The sequence below is a fragment of the Streptomyces sp. NPDC006463 genome (assembly GCF_042870715.1).
Classification (GTDB): domain Bacteria; phylum Actinomycetota; class Actinomycetes; order Streptomycetales; family Streptomycetaceae; genus Streptomyces.
Genome location: NZ_JBIAHP010000003.1, coordinates 282,684 through 301,569, shown reverse-complemented (window position 1 = coordinate 301,569; position 18,886 = coordinate 282,684). Strand labels below are relative to the sequence as shown.

Sequence of the window (18,886 nt, the reverse complement as noted above, 5' to 3'; positions counted from 1 at the left end):
CGTGCGCCGTGTGCCGTGCGTCAGCCGAGGGTGGCGGCGTAGGCGGTCTGGGCGCCGTACTTCCATGCCGGGCCCGTGTTCCAGGGATTGGGCATGGCCGCGCTGGTCGCGTAGGCGTAGCCCGCGCCCCGGTCGAAAGCGGTGCGCAAGGTCGTGCGCATCGCCCCCGCGTCCGGGACGTCGTGGACCAGGTGCCAGAACGCCGTGCCGCTCGGATCGAGTTCGGTACCCGCGCGGTAGCCGGTGAGCGGGTCGAAGACGTTGCCGCCGAGCCAGCCGCCGCCGGTGTACGCGGCGTACGTGTCCTCGTACGTGACGAAGACGTCCGCGGTCCGGCGGCCCGGCTCCAGGTAGCAGTCGGCTATGGCCGTGCCGGGGTTGTTGACGACGAGGGGCGCGGCGGCCGGGTCGATGGCGCGCATGGTGTCCTCCACGTGGCGGCGGAGCTCCGCGTAGTGGTCGCGGATGGCGTTGCCGGGACCGCAGTCGCGGCTGACGACGTCGAAGAAGACGCCGTCGACGTGGAGGCGGCCGTCGGGGGTCCTGAGGTAGTTGTCGACCGAGGCCTTCACGGCGGCGGCGGCGCGGTTGCCGTGGTCGGTGTGGACGTAGCCGAGCACCTTGGTCTTCCCGCCGGCGGCGGTCGTGCCGCGGCGCAGGGCGTCGGCGCGGGCCCGCCACGGGGCCTCGAAGGGGGAGTCGCCGTTGCCGGGGTTGAGGACGACGACGGAGGCGGCCGGGCCGGTGGTGGTGAGGTCGGTCAGCATGGCGTCGTTCGCCCAGACGTACGCGGGGACGCCGATGTCCAGACCCCGCACGCCGGGTATCCGGGGCGCCGGGGGTGCGGGAGTCGTGGTCGGGGCCGGGATCCCGGTGGGGTCCCGGTCGGGTGGGAGCGCGGCCGCCGACCGGCCATGCGGCGCCGGTTCCGCGTTGCCGGCCGGCGCCGTGACCGCGGGCGCCGGCGCCGGCGCGGCCAGTAAGACGGTCACCAGGACGGCGTACAGGGCCTTCACGGCGCGGGGCATGACTGTTCCTCCGGCGGCGGCAGGGGGGCGACCCGAGGAACACTAGACGGGCGGCCCTTGGTTCAAGGCTGAACCGCCCTCCTTCGTACGAGGAACAGAAGAGCGACCTGTCACCTCATCATGTGATTCTCCGTCAGTCCCCCTACGAAGTCGGCGTCACACCGCGGGCAGTCCGACCCCATGGGCCAGCTGCCCGGCGGCATGCGCGAAGAAGACGGCCCGGTCCTCCACCACGCGGTTGAACTGGCCGAACAGCTCGAAGGAGACGAGGCCGACCAGCTGCGCCCAGGCGGCGACCAGGGCGGCCGTGACCTCCGGGGGCAGGCCTTCGGCGAAGTCGGCGGTCATCCGGACGGCCTCGGGGCGCAGGGCGGCCGGCAGCGGGGGCAGCGCGAGGCCGCGGCCCTCGTAGGCGGCGCGGAGGATGGCGATGAAGGTGTTCCCGACACGGGAGGCCGGACCGACGGTGTCGAGGGGGGCGCTGTAGCCCGGAACCGGGGAGCCGTAGATGAGGGCGTACTCGTGCGGGTGCTCCAGCGCCCAGGCGCGGACGGCCTCGCAGACCGCGATCCAGCGGGCGCGGGGCGGGTGACCGGCGGCGAGGGCGCGGGCGTCCGCCTCTTCGGCCGCCGCGCCGACGCTGTCGTACGCGTCGACGATGAGCGCGGTGAGCAGCTCGTCACGGCTGGGGAAGTAGCGGTAGAGGGCGGAGGAGACCATGCCGAGCTCGCGGGCGACGGCGCGCAGGGAGAGTTTGGCGGCGCCCTCGGCCGCGAGCCGGCGGCGCGCCTCGTCCTTGATGGCGGCGGTGACCTCGATGCGGGCCCGCTCCCTGGCCCCTCGCACGGTGTTCATGCGCGTCAGTCTGCCACGCAAATGGAGCAGTGCCCAACAATCGGATCCCTGCTCCACTTAGAGAGCGGTGCTCTTGTTTTGGCGCACCGATCCGTGCACACTGTTCTCAAGCGAGAGCAGTGCTCTCTCAGTGAGGAAGACGACCCCGGAGGTCACCGTGAACGCGACCAACCCGTACTACGTCCAGGCCAGCCCGTTCGCCGTCCGGTTCAACGCGCTCTTCGGCAAGCTGGCCCGGCTCGGCATCAGCCTGGCCGGAACCGCCGAGCTGTCGGTCCGGGGCCGCAAGTCCGGCGAGATGCAGCGCATCCCGGTCAACCCGCACACGTTCGAGGGCGCGCAGTACCTGGTCTCGGCCCGCGGCCACTCCCAGTGGGTCCGCAACATGCGGGTCGCGGGCGGCGGCGAGCTGCGCGTGGGGCGCAAGGTCCGGAACTTCACCGCCACCGAGATCACCGACCCCGTCCAGCAAGCCGCCGTCCTGCGCGCCTATCTGGAGAAGTGGGGCTGGGAGGTCAACCGCTTCTTCCAGGGGGTCACCGCGAAGTCCTCCGACGCGGAGCTCCAGGCGGCCGCCGGCGACCACCCGGTCTTCCGGATCACGGTGTCGAACTGACCCGCCGCCCCCGGGTGAGGCCGCGGCCGGTCAGCCGCTCCGAGAGCCGCGGTCGGGGTAGCGGTGGCGGTGGCGGTCGGGCAGCAGCCGGGGCATCCGCTCGCCCACGTAGGCGGCAATACCTCGGCCGGGCCGGGGTGGTTGAGCGCGAGAGCGGTCACCGCCACCCCGACGTACCCCTCGGCCGCCGCGAAGGCCGCGGCGGCCCGTTCCGGCCGGTCCACCTCGTTCAGGTTCGATCCGCCCCGCCGGTCCAGGCCGCCGTCCGGCCTCCGCCCTCACCTCCGCGCAGGCGTCGACGCCTACGCCGTCCCGTGTCCGCCGCTGCCACCACTGCCGGTGCCGCTGCCACCGCCGACGGCGCCTCGCGCCGCCTGCCGGGCGTCCAGCGCGTGCAGCACCCTGCGCGCCAGCGGGTACGTACGCACCATGTCCGCCAGGGTCGTCGAGCCCCGCGTGATGCGGGCGAAGGCCCGCCACGCCGGGCGGAACCCGGTGATCGCCGCGTGCAGCATCCCCGGCCGGGCCTCGAAGACGGACAGCATCCGCCGGCCGACGCCCATCTCCACACCCAGCCCCGCCTTCACGGCGAAGGCGTAGTTGAGCGCCTGACGGCGCGCGTCCACCGCGTCCTGCGCCTCGGAGATCTTCACCGCCCACTCCCCCGCCAGCCTCCCCGAGCGCAGCGCGAAGGAGATGCCCTCCCGGGTCCACGGTTCCAGCAGTCCGGCGGCGTCGCCCGCCACCAGCACCCGCCCGCGCGAGAGCGGCGAATCGGGCTTGCGGCAGCGGGTCAGATGCCCGGAGGAGACGGCCGGTTCGAAGCCGGCGAGTCCGAGCCGGGCGATGAAGTCGTCGAGGTACCGCTTGGTCGCGGCGCCCTCGCCCTTGGCCGAGATGACCCCGACGGTGAGGGTGTCGCCCTTGGGGAAGACCCAGCCGTAACTGCCGGGCAGCGGGCCCCAGTCGATCAGTACCCGCCCCTTCCAGTCCTCCGCGACCGTCGGGGGCACGGGGATCTCCGCCTCCAGCCCGAGGTCCACCTGCTCCATCTCGACCCCGACGTGCGCGCCGATCCGGCTCGCGCTGCCGTCCGCGCCGACGACCGCGCGGGCCAGGACGGTCTCCCCGTCGGCGAGGAGCACGGCCACGGTACGCCGGTCGGGCACGGCCGCCCCGTGCTGCTCGACGCGGGCCACGGCCGTACCCGTACGGACGGTCGCGCCGGCCTTCTCCGCCACCGCGACCAGCCCGGCGTCGAACTCCGGCCGGTTGATGAGCCCGAACAGCATCTGCTTCGAGCGCCGCGTCCGGGTCAGCTTCCCGTCCAGCGAGAAGGTGACCGCGTGGATGCGGTCCTTGAGGGGCAGTACGAAGCCCGGGGGCAGGGCGTCACGAGACGGGCCGATGATGCCGCCTCCGCAGGTCTTGTACCGGGGCAGCTCGGCCTTCTCCAGCAGCAGGACGCGCCGGCCCGCCGTCGCCGCCGCGTACGCCGCCGAGGCCCCGGCCGGACCGGCCCCGACCACGACCACGTCCCAGACCTCGCCCACTTCGCCGGTCCCCCCGGCCACCTCGTCGTCCGCCCCCTGCGCTTCGTGTCCTGCGCTTGCGTCGCGTACGTCGTCGTCGCTGCTCACGATGTGCTGCTGCTCCTGATCACCCGGTTTGCTCCGATGCCGGGGAAATCCTACGGCGCGACGCCGCCTCGCCCCGCTGTGCGAGGATCGGGACTGTCTTTCGCCGTACCCGGCATACGCATACCCCGCGGATGCGGGTGGCGTACTGAAGAGCACAACGTCGCACCCAAAAGGAGCGTGCCCATGTCCCAGAATCCGATCGCCGAGACCATCGCCTCGCTGATGCCCCGCGCCAAGCAGGAGCTGACCGAGCTGGTGGCCTTCCAGTCGGTGGCGGACTGGGCGCAGTTCCCCAAGAGCGAGAGCGAGGCGGCCGCGAACTGGGTCGCGGACGCGCTGCGCGTCGAGGGCTTCCAGGACGTGGCGCTCCTCGACACCCCCGACGGCACCCAGTCGGTGTACGGCTTCCTGCCCGGCCCCGAGGGCGCGCCGACCGTACTGCTCTACGCGCACTACGACGTGCAGCCGCCGCTGGACGACGCGGCCTGGATCTCCCCCGCCTTCGAGCTGACCGAGCGCGACGGCCGCTGGTACGGGCGCGGCTCCGCCGACTGCAAGGGCGGGTTCATCATGCACCTGCTGGCGCTGCGCGCCCTGAAGGCCAACGGCGGCGTGCCGGTGAGCGTGAAGGTGATCGTCGAGGGCTCGGAGGAGCAGGGCACCGGCGGCCTCCAGCAGTACGCCGAAGCCAACCCGGAGCTGCTGACCGCCGACACCATCGTCATCGGCGACGCGGGCAACTTCCGCCTCGGGCTGCCGACGGTGACGGCGACGCTGCGCGGCATGTGCCTGCTCAAGGTGAAGATCGACACGCTGGGCGGCAACCTGCACTCCGGGATGTTCGGCGGCGTCGCCCCCGACGCGCTGGCCGCGCTGATCCGGGTACTGGACTCGCTGCGCGCGGCGGACGGTTCGACGACCGTGGACGGGCTGGCCTCGGACGCGGTGTGGGAGGGCCTGCAGTACCCGGAGGCGGACTTCCGCGGCGACGCGAAGGTGCTGGACGGGGTCGAGCTGATCGGCGAAGGCACGATCGCGGACCGGCTGTGGGCCCGTCCGGCCGTGACGGTGCTCGGCATCGACTGCCCGCCGGTGGTCGGCGCGACGCCGTCGGTGCACGCGAGCGCCGGCGCGCTGATAAGCCTGCGGGTGCCGCCGGGCGTGGACACCACCGAGGCCGTCAAGCTCCTGGAGGCGCACATGGTGGCGCACACCCCGTGGAAGGCGCGCCTGGAGCTGGAGATCGTGGGGCAGGGCCAGCCGTTCCAGGCGGACACGAGCAGCCCGGCGTACGCGTCGATGGCGGCAGCGCTGCAGGAGGCCTACCCGGGCGAGGAGATGCAGGTCGCCGGCATGGGCGGCTCGATCCCGCTGTGCAACACGCTGACGCAGCTGTACCCGGACGCGGAGATGCTGCTGATCGGGCTGAGCGAGCCGGAGGCGCAGATCCACGCGGTCAACGAGAGCGTGTCGCCGCAGGAGCTGGAGCGCCTGTCGGTGGCCGAGGCCCTCTTCCTCGTCAACTACGCGGAGTCCAAGCGCGGCTGACCCGCCGCGAGTAGGCCGTACGCCCAGGGCGCAGTGCGCCCTGGGCGTACTGCGCTCCCGGTGAACTCGCGTGCGCGGGGCGGGGCCGGGTCCGTACGTTCGCGGTATGGATCTTGTCGAAGTACTTCCGAACCGGCTCCACATGCTCCGCTTCCCCATCGGCCAGGCGTACCTCTGGCAGGACGGCGAAGCCCTCACCCTGGTCGACTCGGGCAACGTCGAGTCGGCCGCCGAGATCGAGGGGGCGATACGTTCCCTCGGGCTGGATCCCGGGCGGCTGGAGCGGATCGTCCTCACGCACTGCCACGGCGACCACATCGGCGCGGCCGGTGAGCTCGCCGCCCGCTGGGACGCGCGCGTCCTGGCCCACCGGCTGGACGCGCCCGTGATCCGGGGAGAGCTGCCCGTACCCGAACCGGTACTGCTGGACTGGGAGGTCCCGCTGTACGAGCACGCCCTGACGGTGGTGCCCGGCGCCTCGCCCACCCCGGTCGACGGGGAGCTGGAGGACGGGGACGTGCTGGACTTCGGGGACGGGGCCCACGTGGTCCACGCCCCGGGCCACACGGACGGCAGCATCGGCGTGCACCTCCCCCGCCACGGGGTGCTGTTCACCGGTGACTGCGTCGCCGCCGTCGGCCCTCTGATGCTGGGCGTGTTCAACGTGGACCGTGCGCGGGCGATCGACTCCTTCCACCGCCTGGCCGCGCTCGCTCCCTCCGTGGCCTGCTTCGGACACGGCGATCCTCTGACGTCGGACACGGCGGCGGCCCTCGCCAAGGCCGCCGCCGAGACCACGACCTGACGTACCCCGTCAGCCGACCGGAGCGCCCGCCTCCAGATACAGGGGGCGGCCCCGCTCCCGGGCGCGCAGGGCCCAGCGCAGGCGCTCGTAGCGGTGCCGCGGGAGCAGTCCGGCGGCCTCGGCCTCCGTGACGAAGCGCCAGGCCCGCAGTTCCGGGCCGGGCAGCCGGAGCCGGTCCTGCGCGCCGTCCGTGAGGCGGCCACCGTCGAAGAGCAGGCGCAGCCCTCCGTAGCCGGGCGGCTGCGGGGGCTCCCAGTCGACGACGAGCAGACCGGGCGACCGGTCCAGTACGAGGCCCAGTTCCTCGGCGACCTCCCGTACGCCCGCGCACGCGGGTGCCTCGCCGGCTTCGACGACGCCGCCCGGGAACTCCCAGCCCGCCTTGTACGTCGGATCCACCAGCAGCACCCGGTCCTGCTCGTCGAAGAGCAGCACCCCGGACGCCACCGTCTCCCGCGTGGGCTCCGGGGTCTGCACGATGTCGCAGACCCGGGCCTCATCGGTGCGCACCGCTTCGGCGATCCGCTCCGCGGTCTCGCGCACGCTCAGGGCGCCGTTGTCGATGACGTGCGCGTCGGCGGTGAGCCAGCCGAGTGCCTGCTGGTAGACGGGGATGTGGTCGTAGGCCCACTGGCGGACCCGGAGGTCCACCTCCTGTGGCTCGCCCGGCTCCTCCCGCGTCGCGATCCGCTGCCGAAGGATCGTTTCCTCAGGGGCCAGCAGCACATGGCGCACCGCTATCCGGCGAGCCGCCAGACCGCCGAAGATCTCGTCCCGGTACTCCTGCCGGAGCAGGGTCATCGGTACGACGAGCACCCCGCCCAGTTCCGCGAGCATCGCCGCCGCCGTGTCCACCACCAGGCGCCGCCAGCTCGGCAGGTCCTGGTAGTCGGAGACCTCCGCCAGACGTTTGCCCGGCAGCAGAACGCGCAGCGCGTCGCCGATCAACTCCGGGTCGAACAGAGTGCTGTCCGGCAGGATTCCTGTCAGTTCGCGGGCCGTGCTGGTCTTTCCGGCGCTGAATGTGCCGTTGATCCAGACAATCACGTCTACCCCTCTCCCCATGGCTCCGCCGGAGCCCCCAGTGGCTTGCCCCGCTCACCCTGCCACGGAAACCTCACTCTCGGCCGAGTGCTTATCCTCAAGGTCACAGCGCCGCCCGATACCTCCGGAGGTTTCCCCACCGTGCCCATCAGCCGCCGCCCGTCCGACCCCCGTTACGGAAACCGGCCGACCATGAAGGACGTGGCGGCCCGGGCGGGCGTGGGCCTGAAAACGGTGTCCCGGGTGGTCAACGGAGAGGCCGGCGTCACCCCCGACACGGAGCAGCGGGTCCAGGAGGCCATCGACGCCCTCGGTTTCCGCCGCAACGACAGCGCCCGCGTCCTGCGCAAGGGCCGAACCGCCACCGTGGGCCTGGTACTTGAGGACCTCGCCGACCCCTTCTACGGCCCGCTGAGCCGCGCGGTGGAGGAGGTGGCCCGTGCACACGGCGCGCTGCTCTTCAACGGCTCCAGCGCCGAGGACCCGGACCGCGAGCGGGAGTTGGCGCTCGCGCTGTGCGCGCGCCGGGTCGACGGGTTGATCGTGATCCCGGCGGGCGACGACCACCGCTACCTGGAACCGGAGATCCGGGCGGGTGTGGCCACCGTCTTCGTGGACCGCCCGGCCGGCCGGATCGACGCGGACGTGGTGCTCTCGGACAGCTTCGGCGGCGCCCGGGACGGGGTGGCGCACCTGATCGCGGGCGGCCACCGCCGCATCGGCTTCATCGGCGACCATCCGCGCATCCACACGGCCGCGCAGCGCCTGCGCGGCTACCGCGAGGCGATGGCGGACGCGGGCCTGCCCGTGGCCGAATCCTGGGTCTCCCTCGGCTCCACGGCTCCCGAGCGGGTCTCCGCGGCGGCCCGGGCGATGCTCGCGGGCCCGGAGGCGGTGTCGGCCTTTTTCGCCGGCAACAACCGCGTGACGGTCACCGTGGTACGGGTCATCGCCGACCGGGAGCGCCCGGTGGCCCTGGTCGGCTTCGACGACTTCGAGCTGGCCGACCTGCTCCGCCCCGGCGTCACCGTGGTCGCCCAGGACCCGGCGAAGCTGGGCCGGGTGGCCACGGACCGCCTCTTCCAGCGCCTCTCCGGAACCGACCTCCCCCCGACCCGCATCGAGCTCCCGACCCGCCTGATCCCCCGCGGCTCGGGCGAACTCCCGCCGACTGCCTGACGCCTCACCGGATCAGCCCGCGCAACACGGGAACGGCCCCGCCGGCGGCGGCGGTCGGCCCGGACGGCACGGTGCGGCGATGGGATCCGACGCGCCTGAGGACGCGAGGCCCGGCCAGGGCGTCCCCGGCCGGGCCTCGTGCGGAACCACACGGCTCAGGCGGTCGCCGTCAACGTCGCCGAGCGGCGCGGGATCGCGAAGGCGTCCAGTTCCGCGCGGGTCAGACCGGTCAGGGCGGTGACCTCGTCGGCGCCGACGGCGCCGCAGTCGAGGCCGCGCACCAGGTAGCCGGCCAGCGCCTTCGCGGTGGCGGGCTCGTCCATCACGTCGCCCTCGATCTTGGCTACGTACGCCTTCAGGCGCGCGGCGGCGGCGTCGAGGCCCTCGCGGTAGAAGGTGAAGACGGCCGCGTAGCGGGTCGGCAGGTGGCCCGGGTGCATGTCCCAGCCCTGGTAGTAGGCGCGGGCCAGGGCGCGGCGGGTCAGGCCGTAGTGGAGCTTCCAGGCCTCGTGGACGTGCTCGGTGGTGCCGATCGGCAGGACGTTCGTGGAGCCGTCGGATACGCGTACGCCGGTGCCGGCGGCCGCGACCTGCATGATCGCCTTCGCGTGGTCGGCGGCCGGGTGGTCGCTCGACTGGTACGCGGCGGAGACGCCGACGCAGGCGCTGTAGTCGAAGGTGCCGTAGTGCAGACCGGTGGCGCGCCCCTTGGCGGCCTCGATCATCCGGGCCACGGTGGCGGTGCCGTCGGAGGCCAGGATGGACTGGCTGGTCTCGATCTGGATCTCGAAGCCGATCCGCCCCGGGCGCAGGCCGCGGGCGGTCTCGAAGGCCTCAAGCAGCTTCACGAAGGCGCTGACCTGCTCGGCGTACGTGACCTTCGGGAGGGTCAGGACGAGGCCCTCGGGGAGTCCGCCGTTCGCCAGCAGGCCGGACAGGAAGATGTCGGTGGTGCGGATGCCGCGGTCGCGGACGTTGGACTCCATGCACTTCATGCGGATGCCCATGTACGGGGCGTTCGTGCCGTTGGAGAAGGCCTCCGAGACGAGGCGGGCGGCGCGGGCCGCGGCCTGGTCCTCCTCCTCGTCGGAGCGGACGCCGAAGCCGTCCTCGAAGTCGACGCGGAGGTCCTCGATGGGCTCGGAGGCGAGCTTGGCGCGGACGCGGTCGTAGACGGGTACGGCCAGTTCGTCGGAGATGCCGAGCACCTTGGCGAAGGTGGCGGCGTCGGGGGCGTGCTCGTCGAGGGCGGCGAGGGCCTGGTCGCCCCAGGAGCGGATGGTGTCGGCGGCGAAGACGTCACCGGGCACGTAGACCGTGTGGATGGGCTGACGGGTGCCGGGGTCGCCCGGGTAGTGGCGCGCGAGTTCCGCGTCCACCGGCGCGAGGGAGGCGCTGATGCCCTCGCTGACCGCGCCTGCGAGGCTCGTCGCCACCTTCTCCTGCTGACCCATCGTGCACTCTCCTCTTTTCCGCTTCACGGAAGCTTAGATCCGCATAGCAGAATTTAGTCACGCGGTTCCGCTCCGTCAATGGTCCCTCTCCCGTCCTGGACAAACGACTCGGGGCCGTGCGGTGAGAATCACCACACGGCCCCGGAGACCACTTATCCGCAGGTCAGCCCTTGCGGACCTTGATCTCCTCGGTCAGCTGCGGGACGACCGCGAAGAGGTCGCCGACCACGCCGTAGTCGACCAGGTCGAAGATCGGGGCCTCGGCGTCCTTGTTGATGGCCACGATGGTCTTCGAGGTCTGCATGCCGGCCCGGTGCTGGATCGCGCCCGAGATGCCGGAAGCGATGTACAGCTGCGGGGAGACCGACTTGCCGGTCTGGCCGACCTGGTTGGAGTGCGGGTACCAGCCGGCGTCGACGGCGGCGCGCGAGGCACCGACGGCCGCACCGAGGGAGTCCGCGAGCTCCTCGATGATGTGGAAGTTCTCGGCGCCGTTGACGCCGCGGCCGCCGGAGACCACGATCGCGGCCTCGGTCAGCTCGGGGCGGCCGGTCGACTCGCGCGGGGTGCGGGAGACGACCTTGGTGCCGGTGGCCAGGGCGCCGAAGGTGACGGCGAGCGCCTCGACGGCGCCGGCGGCCGGGGCGGCCTCGACCGGAGCCGAGTTCGGCTTCACGGTGATGACCGGGGTGCCCTTGGAGACACGGGACTTGGTGGTGAAGGACGCGGCGAAGGCGGACTGCGTCGCGACCGGACCCTCCTCACCCGCCTCCAGGTCGACGGCGTCGGTGATGATGCCGGAGCCGATGCGGACCGCCAGGCGGGCGGCGATCTCCTTGCCCTCGGCGGAGGACGGGACGAGCACGGCGGCCGGGGAGACGGCCTCGTACGCGGCCTGGAGCGCGTCCACCTTCGGTACGACGAGGTACTCGGCGAACTCGGGGGCGTCGGCGGTGAGGACCTTGACGGCGCCGTGCTCGGCGAGCACGGCGGCGGTGTCGGCCGCACCGGCGCCCAGGGCGACGGCGACGGGCTCGCCGATGCGGCGGGCCAGCGTCAGCAGCTCAAGGGTGGGCTTGCGGACGGCGCCGTCCACGTGGTCGACGTAGACGAGAACTTCAGCCATGGGACTGCTCTCCTGCTATTGCGAAGTGTCTGGGGGCTTGTGAGGAGTGGCCGAAGTTCTTAGATGAACTTCTGGCCGGCCAGGAACTCGGCCAGCTGCTTGCCGCCCTCGCCCTCGTCCTTGACGATCGTGCCGGCGGTACGGGCCGGACGCTGGGCCGCGGAGTCGACCGTGGTCCAGGAGCCTTCCAGGCCGACCTCGTCGGCCTCGATCTCCAGCTCCTCCAGGTCCCAGGACTCCACCGGCTTCTTCTTGGCGGCCATGATGCCCTTGAAGGACGGGTAGCGGGCCTCGCCCGACTGGTCCGTCACCGAGACGAGCGCGGGGAGGGAGGCCTCCAGCTGCTCGCTCGCGGTGTCGCCGTCGCGGCGGCCGGTCACGGTGCCGTCCTCGACCTTGACCTCGGAGAGCAGGGTGACCTGCGGGACACCCAGGCGCTCGGCCAGGATCGCCGGGAGCACGCCCATGGTGCCGTCGGTCGACGCCATGCCGGTGATGACCAGGTCGTAGCCGGCCTTCTCGATCGCCTTGGCGAGCACCAGCGAGGTGCCCATGACGTCGGTGCCGTGCAGGTCGTCGTCCTCGACGTGGATGGCCTTGTCAGCGCCCATCGACAGCGCCTTGCGCAGCGCGTCCTTGGCGTCCTCGGGGCCCACCGTCAGAACGGTGATCTCGGCATCGTCGGCCTCGTCGGCGATCTGCAGCGCCTGCTCGACGGCGTACTCGTCGAGCTCCGACAGCAGGCCGTCGACGTCGTCGCGGTCGACGGTCAGGTCATCGGCGAAGTGCCGGTCGCCGGTGGCGTCGGGCACGTACTTCACACAGACAACGATCCTCAGGCTCACGCCGGCTCTCCTACCGCATCGTCTTTTTCTGATACCGCCTTGTGCAGGCAGCATAGGCGCCTTGTCGGGCGGATCCCGGTCGGGGCGGCCCGCGCTCCGAAGGGAATGTTACTCGTCAGTACACCGTGGGTGCTCCACGGTTGCAAGGCCGGTGAACTGTGATCTGTCCAACGCCGCCCGAACCCGCCCCAGCAGGGACGATTCAGTCGCGCAGCGCGTTGAAGCGACCCTGGTGGTACAGGAGGGGCCGCCCCTCCCCCGCCGGATCCCCCACGACCGCCTCCGCGATGATCACACGGTGCTCGCCGGCGGGCACACGGGCCACCACCCTGCACACCAGCCACGCCAGCACGCCGTCCAGCACGGGAACCCCGTGGGGCCCCGTGCTCCAGTCGGTGCCCGGGCCGAAACGGTCGGCTCCGCTCCGCGCGAAGAGGCCGGCCAGCTCCCGCTGGTGCTCGCCGAGTACGTGGACGCCGAGGTACTCACTGTCGCGTACGGCGGGCCAGCTGGAGGACCCGGTGCCGATGGTGAAGGAGAGCAGCGGAGGGTCTGCGGACACGGAGTTGAGCGAGGTGGCGGTGAAGCCCGCAGGCCGGCCGCCGGTCTCGGCTGTGATGACGGCGACTCCGGCGGCGTGCTGCCGGAACACGGAGCGCAGGAGGTCGGGCGAGCCGGGGAGCCCTGCGTCGAATCGGGGGGACGGAGCCGTCGGGGCCGCAGGAGCGGTCATCGGAGTACTTCCTTCTGCCGCGGAGCACGCGGGCACTGTCGGGGATCGGGGACCGGGGACGTTCAGTGATCCCAACAGCGCGCGCTCGCGTGGCGGACGAGGTCGACGTGGACCCGTCCGTAGAGCAGGAGTTCATACGGCATACGGCCAGCCTGTCGATCGCGCGTGTACACAGTCAAGCGGGATCCGGCAGATGTCAGGCGCGTCACGCTGCGTGCGGGCTCACGGCACGGCGCGTGTGCCGGTCCTCACACCGATGACCGGACCGGCGCGTCCGCCGGCCCGCCCACCTGCGCGCCTGTCAGACGGCGGCCCCCAGGGCGGCGATCACATCCGCCTTGCGCGGCATCCCGGCCGCCCGCCGGACGATCCGGCCCGCCCCGTCCAGGACGAGCACGGTCGGGGTCTTCTCGATCCCCAGGGCCCGGACCAGTTCGAGCCGGTCCTCGGCGTCGATCTCGATGTGCGCGACACCCTCGACCATCGCCGCGACCTCGGCGAGGATCCGCCGGGTGGCCCGGCAGGGCTGGCAGAACGCGCTGGAGAACTGCACCAGGCTGGCGCGCTCCCCCGGCTCCGCGCCCAGTTCCGCCGCGCCCAGCCGGCCCGGCGCCTCATCCTGCCCGCGCACCCGCACTCCCGTCGTCACCTCGGCCGTCGACTCGACCGTGTCGACCGGCCCTTGCCTTCGTGTACGTACATCATCGCCGTACGCTCGTACGGGGAACGAAGCGCCCGCCGGACCTGCACGATTCCCGGCGTGACGAGAATCTCCCCGGGCACGGGCGTCTGGGCTGGCCAGCAGCGCGCGCATGGGGCACGATCCCCAATGGCGCGTACCTACGCTGCCGTAACTTCCGGCCGGGAGTACCTCCCCAGGCAGAAAGCGCGGTCTCCGCACCATGGCTGAGTTCGTCTACCCTCCGGTGATCGGCGCCGCACACACGCTCTTCCGTGCGCTGGACATCCGTATCGACATGAAGGGCACCGAGAACATCCCGCGCAAGGGCGGGGCGGTCCTGGTGTCGAACCACATCGGCTACCTCGACTTCATCTTCGCCGGCCTGACCGCGCGGCCGCAGAAGCGCCTGGTGCGCTTCATGGCGAAGGAGTCGGTGTTCCGGCACAAGGTGTCCGGCCCGCTGATGCGCGCGATGAAGCACATCCCGGTGGACCGCGCGCAGGGTGAGTCGGCGTACCAGCACGCGCTCGACTCGCTGCGCGCCGGGGAGATCATCGGGGTGTTCCCGGAAGCGACGATCTCCCAGTCCTTCACCCTCAAGAGCTTCAAGTCGGGTGCGGCGCGCATGGCGCAGGAGGCCGGCGTACCGCTGATCCCGGTGGCCCTGTGGGGCACCCAGCGCCTGTGGACCAAGGGTCGCCCGAAGAACCTCAAGCGCAGCCACATCCCGGTCACGATGCGGGTCGGCGAGCCGCTCGACGCGCCGAAGGACCAGTACGCCGGTGCCATCACCCGGCGGCTGCGCGAGCGCGTGCAGGAGCTGCTGGACGCGGCGCAGCGCGCCTACCCGGAGAAGCCCAAGGGCACCGAGGACTCGTGGTGGCTGCCGGCCCACCTGGGCGGGACCGCCCCGACGCCGGCCCAGGTGAAGGAAGCGGGCTGATCCCCACAGCAGAGTGCGGCCCCGTCCCTCCAAGGGACGGGGCCGCAGTCACCCCGGGATCCTGGCGCTGGGCGCCTCAGCCCGGGAAGGTCCTGCCGTCGGGCAGCTGCGGCGGGTCCACGGTGCCGGGCATGGCGATACCGCCCACGACCGAGTCGTCCTCGGGGGGACCGCACGGGGCGACGATGCACTGCCATTGGGCCGGCTTCCCGGGGGTGACGACGATCCTGTCGTCGGATGAACCGCCCTTGCCCGGACGCTTCTTGCCCCACTTGCCGGGCTGATGCTTGGCGGGCTGCCCGTGGTCGGGGTCGACCTTGATGGTGCCTTCGCTGCCGGGAGGCACGACCAGGAGAAGGTTGGACTTGTTGGCGTCGTCCCCGTCACTTTCCGCCACGACCACGTGGGATGCCGCCGGGGTGGCGGCGAAGGAGGTCGTGGGCACCAGCACGGCTCCGGCGGCTACGGCGGTCGAGGCCGCGAACAGAGCAAGGCGTCGGGTTCGAAAGGGGTGAGTCATGGCGGTTCTCCTCTGACGAGAGGGGCGAAAAATGGACACCTCCAGTACGCCTCACCCCTCGCGTCGCATCACGTCCCTGAATTTCGTGGCTTGACGGACCGGAGCACCCCTGATAGCCGGGTCGGCGCGAGCCGCTGTGGCCCGCGCCTTCACGCCCCGCTCAGTTGGGGTTCTCGGCGTGGGTCAGGGTTTCCCACGCCTCGAAGTGGTTCTCGGTGCCCGCCGGGCGCCGCCCCTCGGTGAGCCTGCGGGTGTTCTCCAGCGTGACGCCCAGCCGGGTGTGCAGGGCGTTGTAGCCGACCTCGGTCGCCGGGCCGATGCCCTTGGCCAGGGTTCCGCCGCACAGCCAGGACGGCACCGCCTCGCCGAGTTCGTACTTCGCGTGGAAGCCGAGCGCGTGCCGGAAGCGGTCCTTGAACTGCGGGTACAGGTCGCGCCCCTGGATCCGCGAGGTCTCGGCGACGTGCATGGTCGCCGCGATCCCCATGCCCGTGTGGCCGAAGTCCCGGCAGGTCTCCTGGGCGAGGCCGTCCACGAAGGTGCTCTGGCCGTGCCAGTACTCCACCAGCTCGCTCCTGGTGTCGATGGACGAGCGAGGCGGGTAGACGGGCTGCGCGCCGTCGGACGCCAGGTAGAAGTAGGCGGGGACGCGGCCGAGGTAGATCCCCATCGCCTTGTCGTAGCTCGCGTGGTCGTCGAGGTGGACGGCGATGCCGACGGCGGCGTCCATCATGATCAGTTCCCAGTTGCCGTTGCTGTTCGGCCGGCCGTTGATGACCTCGGGCAGGTAGACGTCGCGCAGCATGGTCGCGAACCGCCCCTGGCCCGGCCATCCGCCGTCGTACGTGTGCTTGACGATCTCGGCGGCGCGCGGCCAGGTCGATCCCGCCCAGCCGCTCTGCAGCGGGGCGTTGCTGTCGGTGTGGTCCTTGATCTGCGCGGACCAGGCGTCCATCAGCTCGATCGACTTCTTCGCGTACCTGCTGTCCCTGGTGATGTACCAGGCGAGCGCCTGGGTGTAGGCGGCGATGGCGTCCTCGCGCTCGTCGGAACACCCGATGTCCGGGTTCGAGTACGAGCCGCACTCGACGACGGCGCGCGGCTTGGGCGTGCGGGACAGCGAGCCGTACTTGCTCGCGAGCATGGAGTCGAAGGCCGACTTCCACGGCTGCTGCCCCGCTTGCACCTTCGTCCGTACGAAGTCCAGCTGGGCGCGGCTGTTGAGGACTCCGGGGTGGGCGAACTGCGCGGGCGCCGCGGGGGCGGGGGCGGGGGGCGCCGCGAGGGTGGGGACGGGGACCACGGCCGCCGCCAGGCCGAGGGCCAGGGCGGTGAGCGCGGCGGGCAATCCGAAACGCATGGGGGGCCTTCCGGTGGGAGGGGTTCCGGCGCCCTCGAAAGTACTCATGCCCATGCCAAGCTGACAACGATATCCGACAAGAAACTTTCCTGTCAGCTTTCGCGCCTGCGGCGGCGATGGGCGGCGACGCGCGCTCGGCCGGCGCACGCGGTGGAGCAGTACCGGCGGGCGCTGCCCGGCCCGGTGGCGAGGAAGAACCGCCCGCAGCCCGCGGCGGCGCAGGCGCCCCAGGCGATCCGTCCGTACTCGGTGAGCAGCTGGGCGAGGGCGAGGGCGCCGGAGGCGAGGAACCAGTCGCCCCAGCCCGCCTCCTCCCCGCGGTCCACGTGCAGGTGCCAGGGGTGGCCGTCGTGCCGGGTCAACCGGGGTCGGGTGGCGCACTCGGCCAGCAGGGCGTTGAGGGCGTCGGCGGCACGGTCCTCGTCGCGCTCGCCGAGCACGCCCGCCATCCGCCGGGCGGCCGTGCGCAGTTCGGCGGCGCCCGCCTCGGAGAACGCCTGCTCGGTGAGGTCCGCCGGACGCTCCCCGTGCCCGGCGAGCAGCTCGGCGAGGGCGGCGCGCGGCAGCTCGGGGTCGGCGCGTACCGCCTCGGCGAGGTCGAGCAGCCGCCGGGCCGCCGAGAAGCCCCCTCGGGAGTCCGCCATGCCGGATCCTTTCCCCTTACACGCGAATGGCGTAACGTCTTGTGCGCCTATCACGTTACACACTGGGGGGTCCGGGGATGAGCGGGTTCGGGCGGTACCTGGCAGCGGCGCTGGCCGCACGGTTCGCCTCGGAGGGCATGGGGATGGCCGTGGTGCTGCTCGCCCTGGAGCGCACCGGGAGCGCGGCGTACGGGGCGTTCGTGGTGACGGCCTGGCTGGCCCCGCACGTGCTGGCGGCTCCGCTGGCGGGCGCCGCCGCGGCCCGGGCCCGCCGGCCGAGGCTGTTCCACGTCGGCGCCCTGGCGGGGTTCACGACCGCCGTGGCGACATTGGCCGTACTGCTGGGCCGGGCGCCGGTGCCGCTGGTGCTCGTGGTGGCGGCGCTCGGCGGCAGCTGCGGGCCGATGGTGACGGGCGGGCTGTCCAGCCTGGTCACGGGGCTGGTCCCGGCGGGTGCCGGGCGCGACCGGGCGTACAGCTGGGACGCCTCCACCTACAACGCCGCCTCGGTCACCTCGCCCGCGGCGGTCAGCCTGGCCGCGGCCCTCGGTTCCGCCGCTCCGGCGATGGCGGTCCTGGCGGTCTCCGGCGCGCTGGCGGCGGGGTTCGCGGCCACGCTTCCGTACGAAGAGCCGGGCGCGGGCCCGTCGAAGGGCGGACCCCGGGCCGGGCTGGGCGCGGGGCTCGCCGCCCTGTGGCGGGTCCGGGAGCTGCGGGCGGTCACCTCTGCGACGACCATGGCCTTCGTCGGCGTGGGCGCCCTCACCACCACCTCGGTCCTGCTGGCCGACGGGCTCGGCAGCCCGGGCGCCGGGGGCGTCCTGATGACGGCCTTCGCGGTGGGCGCGCTGGCGGGCTCGCTGACGCTGGGCCGGATGACGTCCGTGGAGCCGGGCCTGCTCGTGCGGTGGGCGCTGGCCGGGACCGGGGCGGCTCTGGCGGCGGCCGCGTTCACCTCGTCGGTCGCCGCGGCGGCGGCGCTGTTCGCGGTGGCCGGGGTGTGCGACGGACCGCTGCTCACGGCCACCCTGCGGATCCGCTCGGAGTACGCCCCGGACGAGGTCCGGACGCAGGTGTTCACCCTGGGCGCGGGGCTGAAGGTGACGGCGGCGTCGGCCGGGGCGGCCCTGGTGGGGCTCGCGGCCGACGCGCCGGCATGGACGCTGCTGACCGGGATCGCCGGACTGCAGCTCGCGGCGGCCCTACTGCACGCGCTGACGGCGGCGCGGGGTCCCGGCACCTCAGCGGCGCCGTCGCCGGTTACAGCTCCGTCGGAAGCTTCCGCCACAACTCCGGCCGGTCGGCGGACTCCTGGAGGGCCTTGAGCGCGGCGGGGTGCGGGGTGGCGTACAGCTCGGGGTAGTCGATCTCGCCGAGCTCCGGGCGGACGGGGAAGGCCAGTTGTTCGCCGTCGAGGCTGAACCGGGCGTCCACGCCGGGCTTGTTGCCGCGCGGGTCCTGGCGGTGCCACCGCGAGGCGCCGGGCAGGCGCAGCGCGATCAGACCGTGGATCATGGGATTGGTCCCGTCGTCGTCGGCGAGGCGCTGGTAGCAGAAGCCGGCCGGGATGCCCCGGGCCCGCAACAGGGCCACGAGCGCATGCGACTTGGCGTAGCAGATGCCGTTGCGGGTATCCAGCACGTCCGAGGCGCGCCAGGTGACGCGCGGGTCACCCGAGTCCGCCGAGTGCGGGATCGTGTCGCGGACGAACTCGAAGGCGGCCTCGGCGTACGCGTGCGCGTCACCGCCCGTCGCGGTCCAGAACGCGTCCGCGGTTTCGCGCACGAGCGGGTGGTGGTGGTCGATGACGTCATCGGCCGCCAGGTAGGCGGCAATGCCGGTTTGCTCCTGGATCAGTTCCATG

The 18,886-nt window shown here is 72.5% G+C and carries 19 protein-coding genes; 6 read left to right on the top strand and 13 right to left on the bottom strand.

Annotated features, from left to right (window positions below):
- Positions 1-20: 20 nt before the first annotated feature.
- Together ACFYOB_RS08390 and ACFYOB_RS08385 are read right to left on the bottom strand one after the other, a co-directional pair.
- Positions 21-1,028 (bottom strand): spherulation-specific family 4 protein, encoded by a 1,008-nt coding sequence (locus ACFYOB_RS08390; RefSeq protein ID WP_388556290.1) that lies wholly within the window; start codon positions 1,026-1,028, stop codon positions 21-23.
- 156 nt (positions 1,029-1,184) lie between these two features.
- Positions 1,185-1,883, bottom strand: a complete 699-nt coding sequence (locus tag ACFYOB_RS08385) for a TetR/AcrR family transcriptional regulator (protein WP_388556287.1) — start codon at positions 1,881-1,883, stop codon at positions 1,185-1,187.
- Positions 1,884-2,013: 130 nt separating this feature from the next.
- On the opposite strand from ACFYOB_RS08385, the gene ACFYOB_RS08380 reads away from it, so the two are divergent.
- Complete coding sequence (locus ACFYOB_RS08380) at positions 2,014-2,499, top strand: nitroreductase/quinone reductase family protein (protein ID WP_388556284.1); 486 nt, start codon at positions 2,014-2,016, stop codon at positions 2,497-2,499.
- Between the two features lie 302 nt (positions 2,500-2,801).
- Here the strand turns inward: ACFYOB_RS08380 and ACFYOB_RS08375 are convergent, their stop codons facing one another.
- Positions 2,802-4,139, bottom strand: a complete 1,338-nt coding sequence (locus tag ACFYOB_RS08375) for a geranylgeranyl reductase family protein (RefSeq protein ID WP_388556281.1) — start codon at positions 4,137-4,139, stop codon at positions 2,802-2,804.
- A gap of 183 nt (positions 4,140-4,322) precedes the next feature.
- On the opposite strand from ACFYOB_RS08375, the gene ACFYOB_RS08370 reads away from it, so the two are divergent.
- Both ACFYOB_RS08370 and ACFYOB_RS08365 read left to right on the top strand, forming a co-directional pair.
- A complete protein-coding gene (locus ACFYOB_RS08370; RefSeq protein ID WP_388556278.1) occupies positions 4,323-5,687 on the top strand; it encodes a dipeptidase in 1,365 nt (454 codons plus the stop codon).
- Between the two features lie 106 nt (positions 5,688-5,793).
- Positions 5,794-6,492: an MBL fold metallo-hydrolase gene (locus tag ACFYOB_RS08365; RefSeq protein ID WP_388556275.1), complete on the top strand. Its 699-nt coding sequence runs from the start codon at positions 5,794-5,796 to the stop codon at positions 6,490-6,492.
- Between the two features lie 9 nt (positions 6,493-6,501).
- Here ACFYOB_RS08365 and ACFYOB_RS08360 read toward each other — a convergent pair whose 3' ends face one another.
- Positions 6,502-7,539: an NUDIX domain-containing protein gene (locus ACFYOB_RS08360; RefSeq protein WP_388556272.1), complete on the bottom strand. Its 1,038-nt coding sequence runs from the start codon at positions 7,537-7,539 to the stop codon at positions 6,502-6,504.
- Between the two features lie 189 nt (positions 7,540-7,728).
- Between ACFYOB_RS08360 and ACFYOB_RS08355 the strand changes: the two genes are divergently transcribed.
- On the top strand, positions 7,729-8,715 hold the full coding sequence (locus ACFYOB_RS08355) for a LacI family DNA-binding transcriptional regulator (RefSeq protein WP_388556782.1): 987 nt from the start codon (positions 7,729-7,731) through the stop codon (positions 8,713-8,715).
- 155 nt (positions 8,716-8,870) lie between these two features.
- On the opposite strand, the gene ACFYOB_RS08350 is transcribed toward ACFYOB_RS08355, so the two are convergent.
- The 5 genes from ACFYOB_RS08350 to ACFYOB_RS08330 all read right to left on the bottom strand — a co-directional run bounded on the left by ACFYOB_RS08350 (position 8,871) and on the right by ACFYOB_RS08330 (position 13,504).
- Entirely contained in the window at positions 8,871-10,169 is a 1,299-nt protein-coding gene (locus ACFYOB_RS08350) for a DUF6986 family protein (RefSeq protein ID WP_388556269.1), read from the bottom strand.
- 163 nt (positions 10,170-10,332) lie between these two features.
- Entirely contained in the window at positions 10,333-11,295 is a 963-nt protein-coding gene (locus ACFYOB_RS08345; protein ID WP_388556266.1) for an electron transfer flavoprotein subunit alpha/FixB family protein, read from the bottom strand.
- A 59-nt stretch (positions 11,296-11,354) separates the two neighbouring features.
- Positions 11,355-12,140 (bottom strand): electron transfer flavoprotein subunit beta/FixA family protein, encoded by a 786-nt coding sequence (locus ACFYOB_RS08340; RefSeq protein WP_328924336.1) that lies wholly within the window; start codon positions 12,138-12,140, stop codon positions 11,355-11,357.
- A gap of 202 nt (positions 12,141-12,342) precedes the next feature.
- Positions 12,343-12,873: a flavin reductase family protein gene (locus ACFYOB_RS08335; RefSeq protein WP_388556263.1), complete on the bottom strand. Its 531-nt coding sequence runs from the start codon at positions 12,871-12,873 to the stop codon at positions 12,343-12,345.
- 301 nt (positions 12,874-13,174) lie between these two features.
- Entirely contained in the window at positions 13,175-13,504 is a 330-nt protein-coding gene (locus tag ACFYOB_RS08330; RefSeq protein WP_388556260.1) for a thioredoxin family protein, read from the bottom strand.
- Between the two features lie 271 nt (positions 13,505-13,775).
- On the opposite strand from ACFYOB_RS08330, the gene ACFYOB_RS08325 reads away from it, so the two are divergent.
- Complete coding sequence (locus ACFYOB_RS08325) at positions 13,776-14,498, top strand: lysophospholipid acyltransferase family protein (RefSeq protein ID WP_388556257.1); 723 nt, start codon at positions 13,776-13,778, stop codon at positions 14,496-14,498.
- A gap of 76 nt (positions 14,499-14,574) precedes the next feature.
- Here ACFYOB_RS08325 and ACFYOB_RS08320 read toward each other — a convergent pair whose 3' ends face one another.
- The 3 genes from ACFYOB_RS08320 to ACFYOB_RS08310 form a co-directional block, all read right to left on the bottom strand.
- Positions 14,575-15,018 carry a hypothetical protein gene (locus ACFYOB_RS08320; protein ID WP_388556254.1) on the bottom strand — a complete coding sequence of 148 codons (444 nt, stop codon included), beginning with the start codon at positions 15,016-15,018 and terminating at the stop codon, positions 14,575-14,577.
- A 160-nt stretch (positions 15,019-15,178) separates the two neighbouring features.
- Positions 15,179-16,378 (bottom strand): alginate lyase family protein, encoded by a 1,200-nt coding sequence (locus tag ACFYOB_RS08315; RefSeq protein ID WP_388556251.1) that lies wholly within the window; start codon positions 16,376-16,378, stop codon positions 15,179-15,181.
- 92 nt (positions 16,379-16,470) lie between these two features.
- Positions 16,471-17,022 (bottom strand): CGNR zinc finger domain-containing protein, encoded by a 552-nt coding sequence (locus ACFYOB_RS08310; protein ID WP_388556248.1) that lies wholly within the window; start codon positions 17,020-17,022, stop codon positions 16,471-16,473.
- Between the two features lie 77 nt (positions 17,023-17,099).
- Between ACFYOB_RS08310 and ACFYOB_RS08305 the strand changes: the two genes are divergently transcribed.
- A complete protein-coding gene (locus ACFYOB_RS08305) occupies positions 17,100-18,347 on the top strand; it encodes an MFS transporter (RefSeq protein WP_388556245.1) in 1,248 nt (415 codons plus the stop codon).
- Here the strand turns inward: ACFYOB_RS08305 and ACFYOB_RS08300 are convergent.
- Positions 18,283-18,885 (bottom strand): transglutaminase family protein, encoded by a 603-nt coding sequence (locus ACFYOB_RS08300; RefSeq protein ID WP_388556243.1) that lies wholly within the window; start codon positions 18,883-18,885, stop codon positions 18,283-18,285. The genes ACFYOB_RS08305 and ACFYOB_RS08300 overlap by 65 nt on opposite strands.
- Position 18,886 lies beyond the last annotated feature (1 nt).

Excerpts from the sequence above, each read along its gene's own strand:
- ACFYOB_RS08390 (WP_388556290.1), bottom strand. The coding sequence starts at position 1,028 with ATGCCCCGCGCCGTGAAGGCCCTGTACGCCGTCCTGGTGACCGTCTTA.
- ACFYOB_RS08385 (WP_388556287.1), bottom strand. The coding sequence starts at position 1,883 with ATGAACACCGTGCGAGGGGCCAGGGAGCGGGCCCGCATCGAGGTCACC.
- ACFYOB_RS08370 (WP_388556278.1), top strand. The coding sequence starts at position 4,323 with ATGTCCCAGAATCCGATCGCCGAGACCATCGCCTCGCTGATGCCCCGC.
- ACFYOB_RS08365 (WP_388556275.1), top strand. The coding sequence starts at position 5,794 with ATGGATCTTGTCGAAGTACTTCCGAACCGGCTCCACATGCTCCGCTTC.
- ACFYOB_RS08355 (WP_388556782.1), top strand. The coding sequence starts at position 7,729 with ATGAAGGACGTGGCGGCCCGGGCGGGCGTGGGCCTGAAAACGGTGTCC.
- ACFYOB_RS08350 (WP_388556269.1), bottom strand. The coding sequence starts at position 10,169 with ATGGGTCAGCAGGAGAAGGTGGCGACGAGCCTCGCAGGCGCGGTCAGC.
- ACFYOB_RS08345 (WP_388556266.1), bottom strand. The coding sequence starts at position 11,295 with ATGGCTGAAGTTCTCGTCTACGTCGACCACGTGGACGGCGCCGTCCGC.
- ACFYOB_RS08335 (WP_388556263.1), bottom strand. The coding sequence starts at position 12,873 with ATGACCGCTCCTGCGGCCCCGACGGCTCCGTCCCCCCGATTCGACGCA.
- ACFYOB_RS08325 (WP_388556257.1), top strand. The coding sequence starts at position 13,776 with ATGGCTGAGTTCGTCTACCCTCCGGTGATCGGCGCCGCACACACGCTC.
- ACFYOB_RS08320 (WP_388556254.1), bottom strand. The coding sequence starts at position 15,018 with ATGACTCACCCCTTTCGAACCCGACGCCTTGCTCTGTTCGCGGCCTCG.
- ACFYOB_RS08315 (WP_388556251.1), bottom strand. The coding sequence starts at position 16,378 with ATGCGTTTCGGATTGCCCGCCGCGCTCACCGCCCTGGCCCTCGGCCTG.
- ACFYOB_RS08310 (WP_388556248.1), bottom strand. The coding sequence starts at position 17,022 with ATGGCGGACTCCCGAGGGGGCTTCTCGGCGGCCCGGCGGCTGCTCGAC.
- ACFYOB_RS08305 (WP_388556245.1), top strand. The coding sequence starts at position 17,100 with ATGAGCGGGTTCGGGCGGTACCTGGCAGCGGCGCTGGCCGCACGGTTC.
- ACFYOB_RS08300 (WP_388556243.1), bottom strand. The coding sequence starts at position 18,885 with ATGGAACTGATCCAGGAGCAAACCGGCATTGCCGCCTACCTGGCGGCC.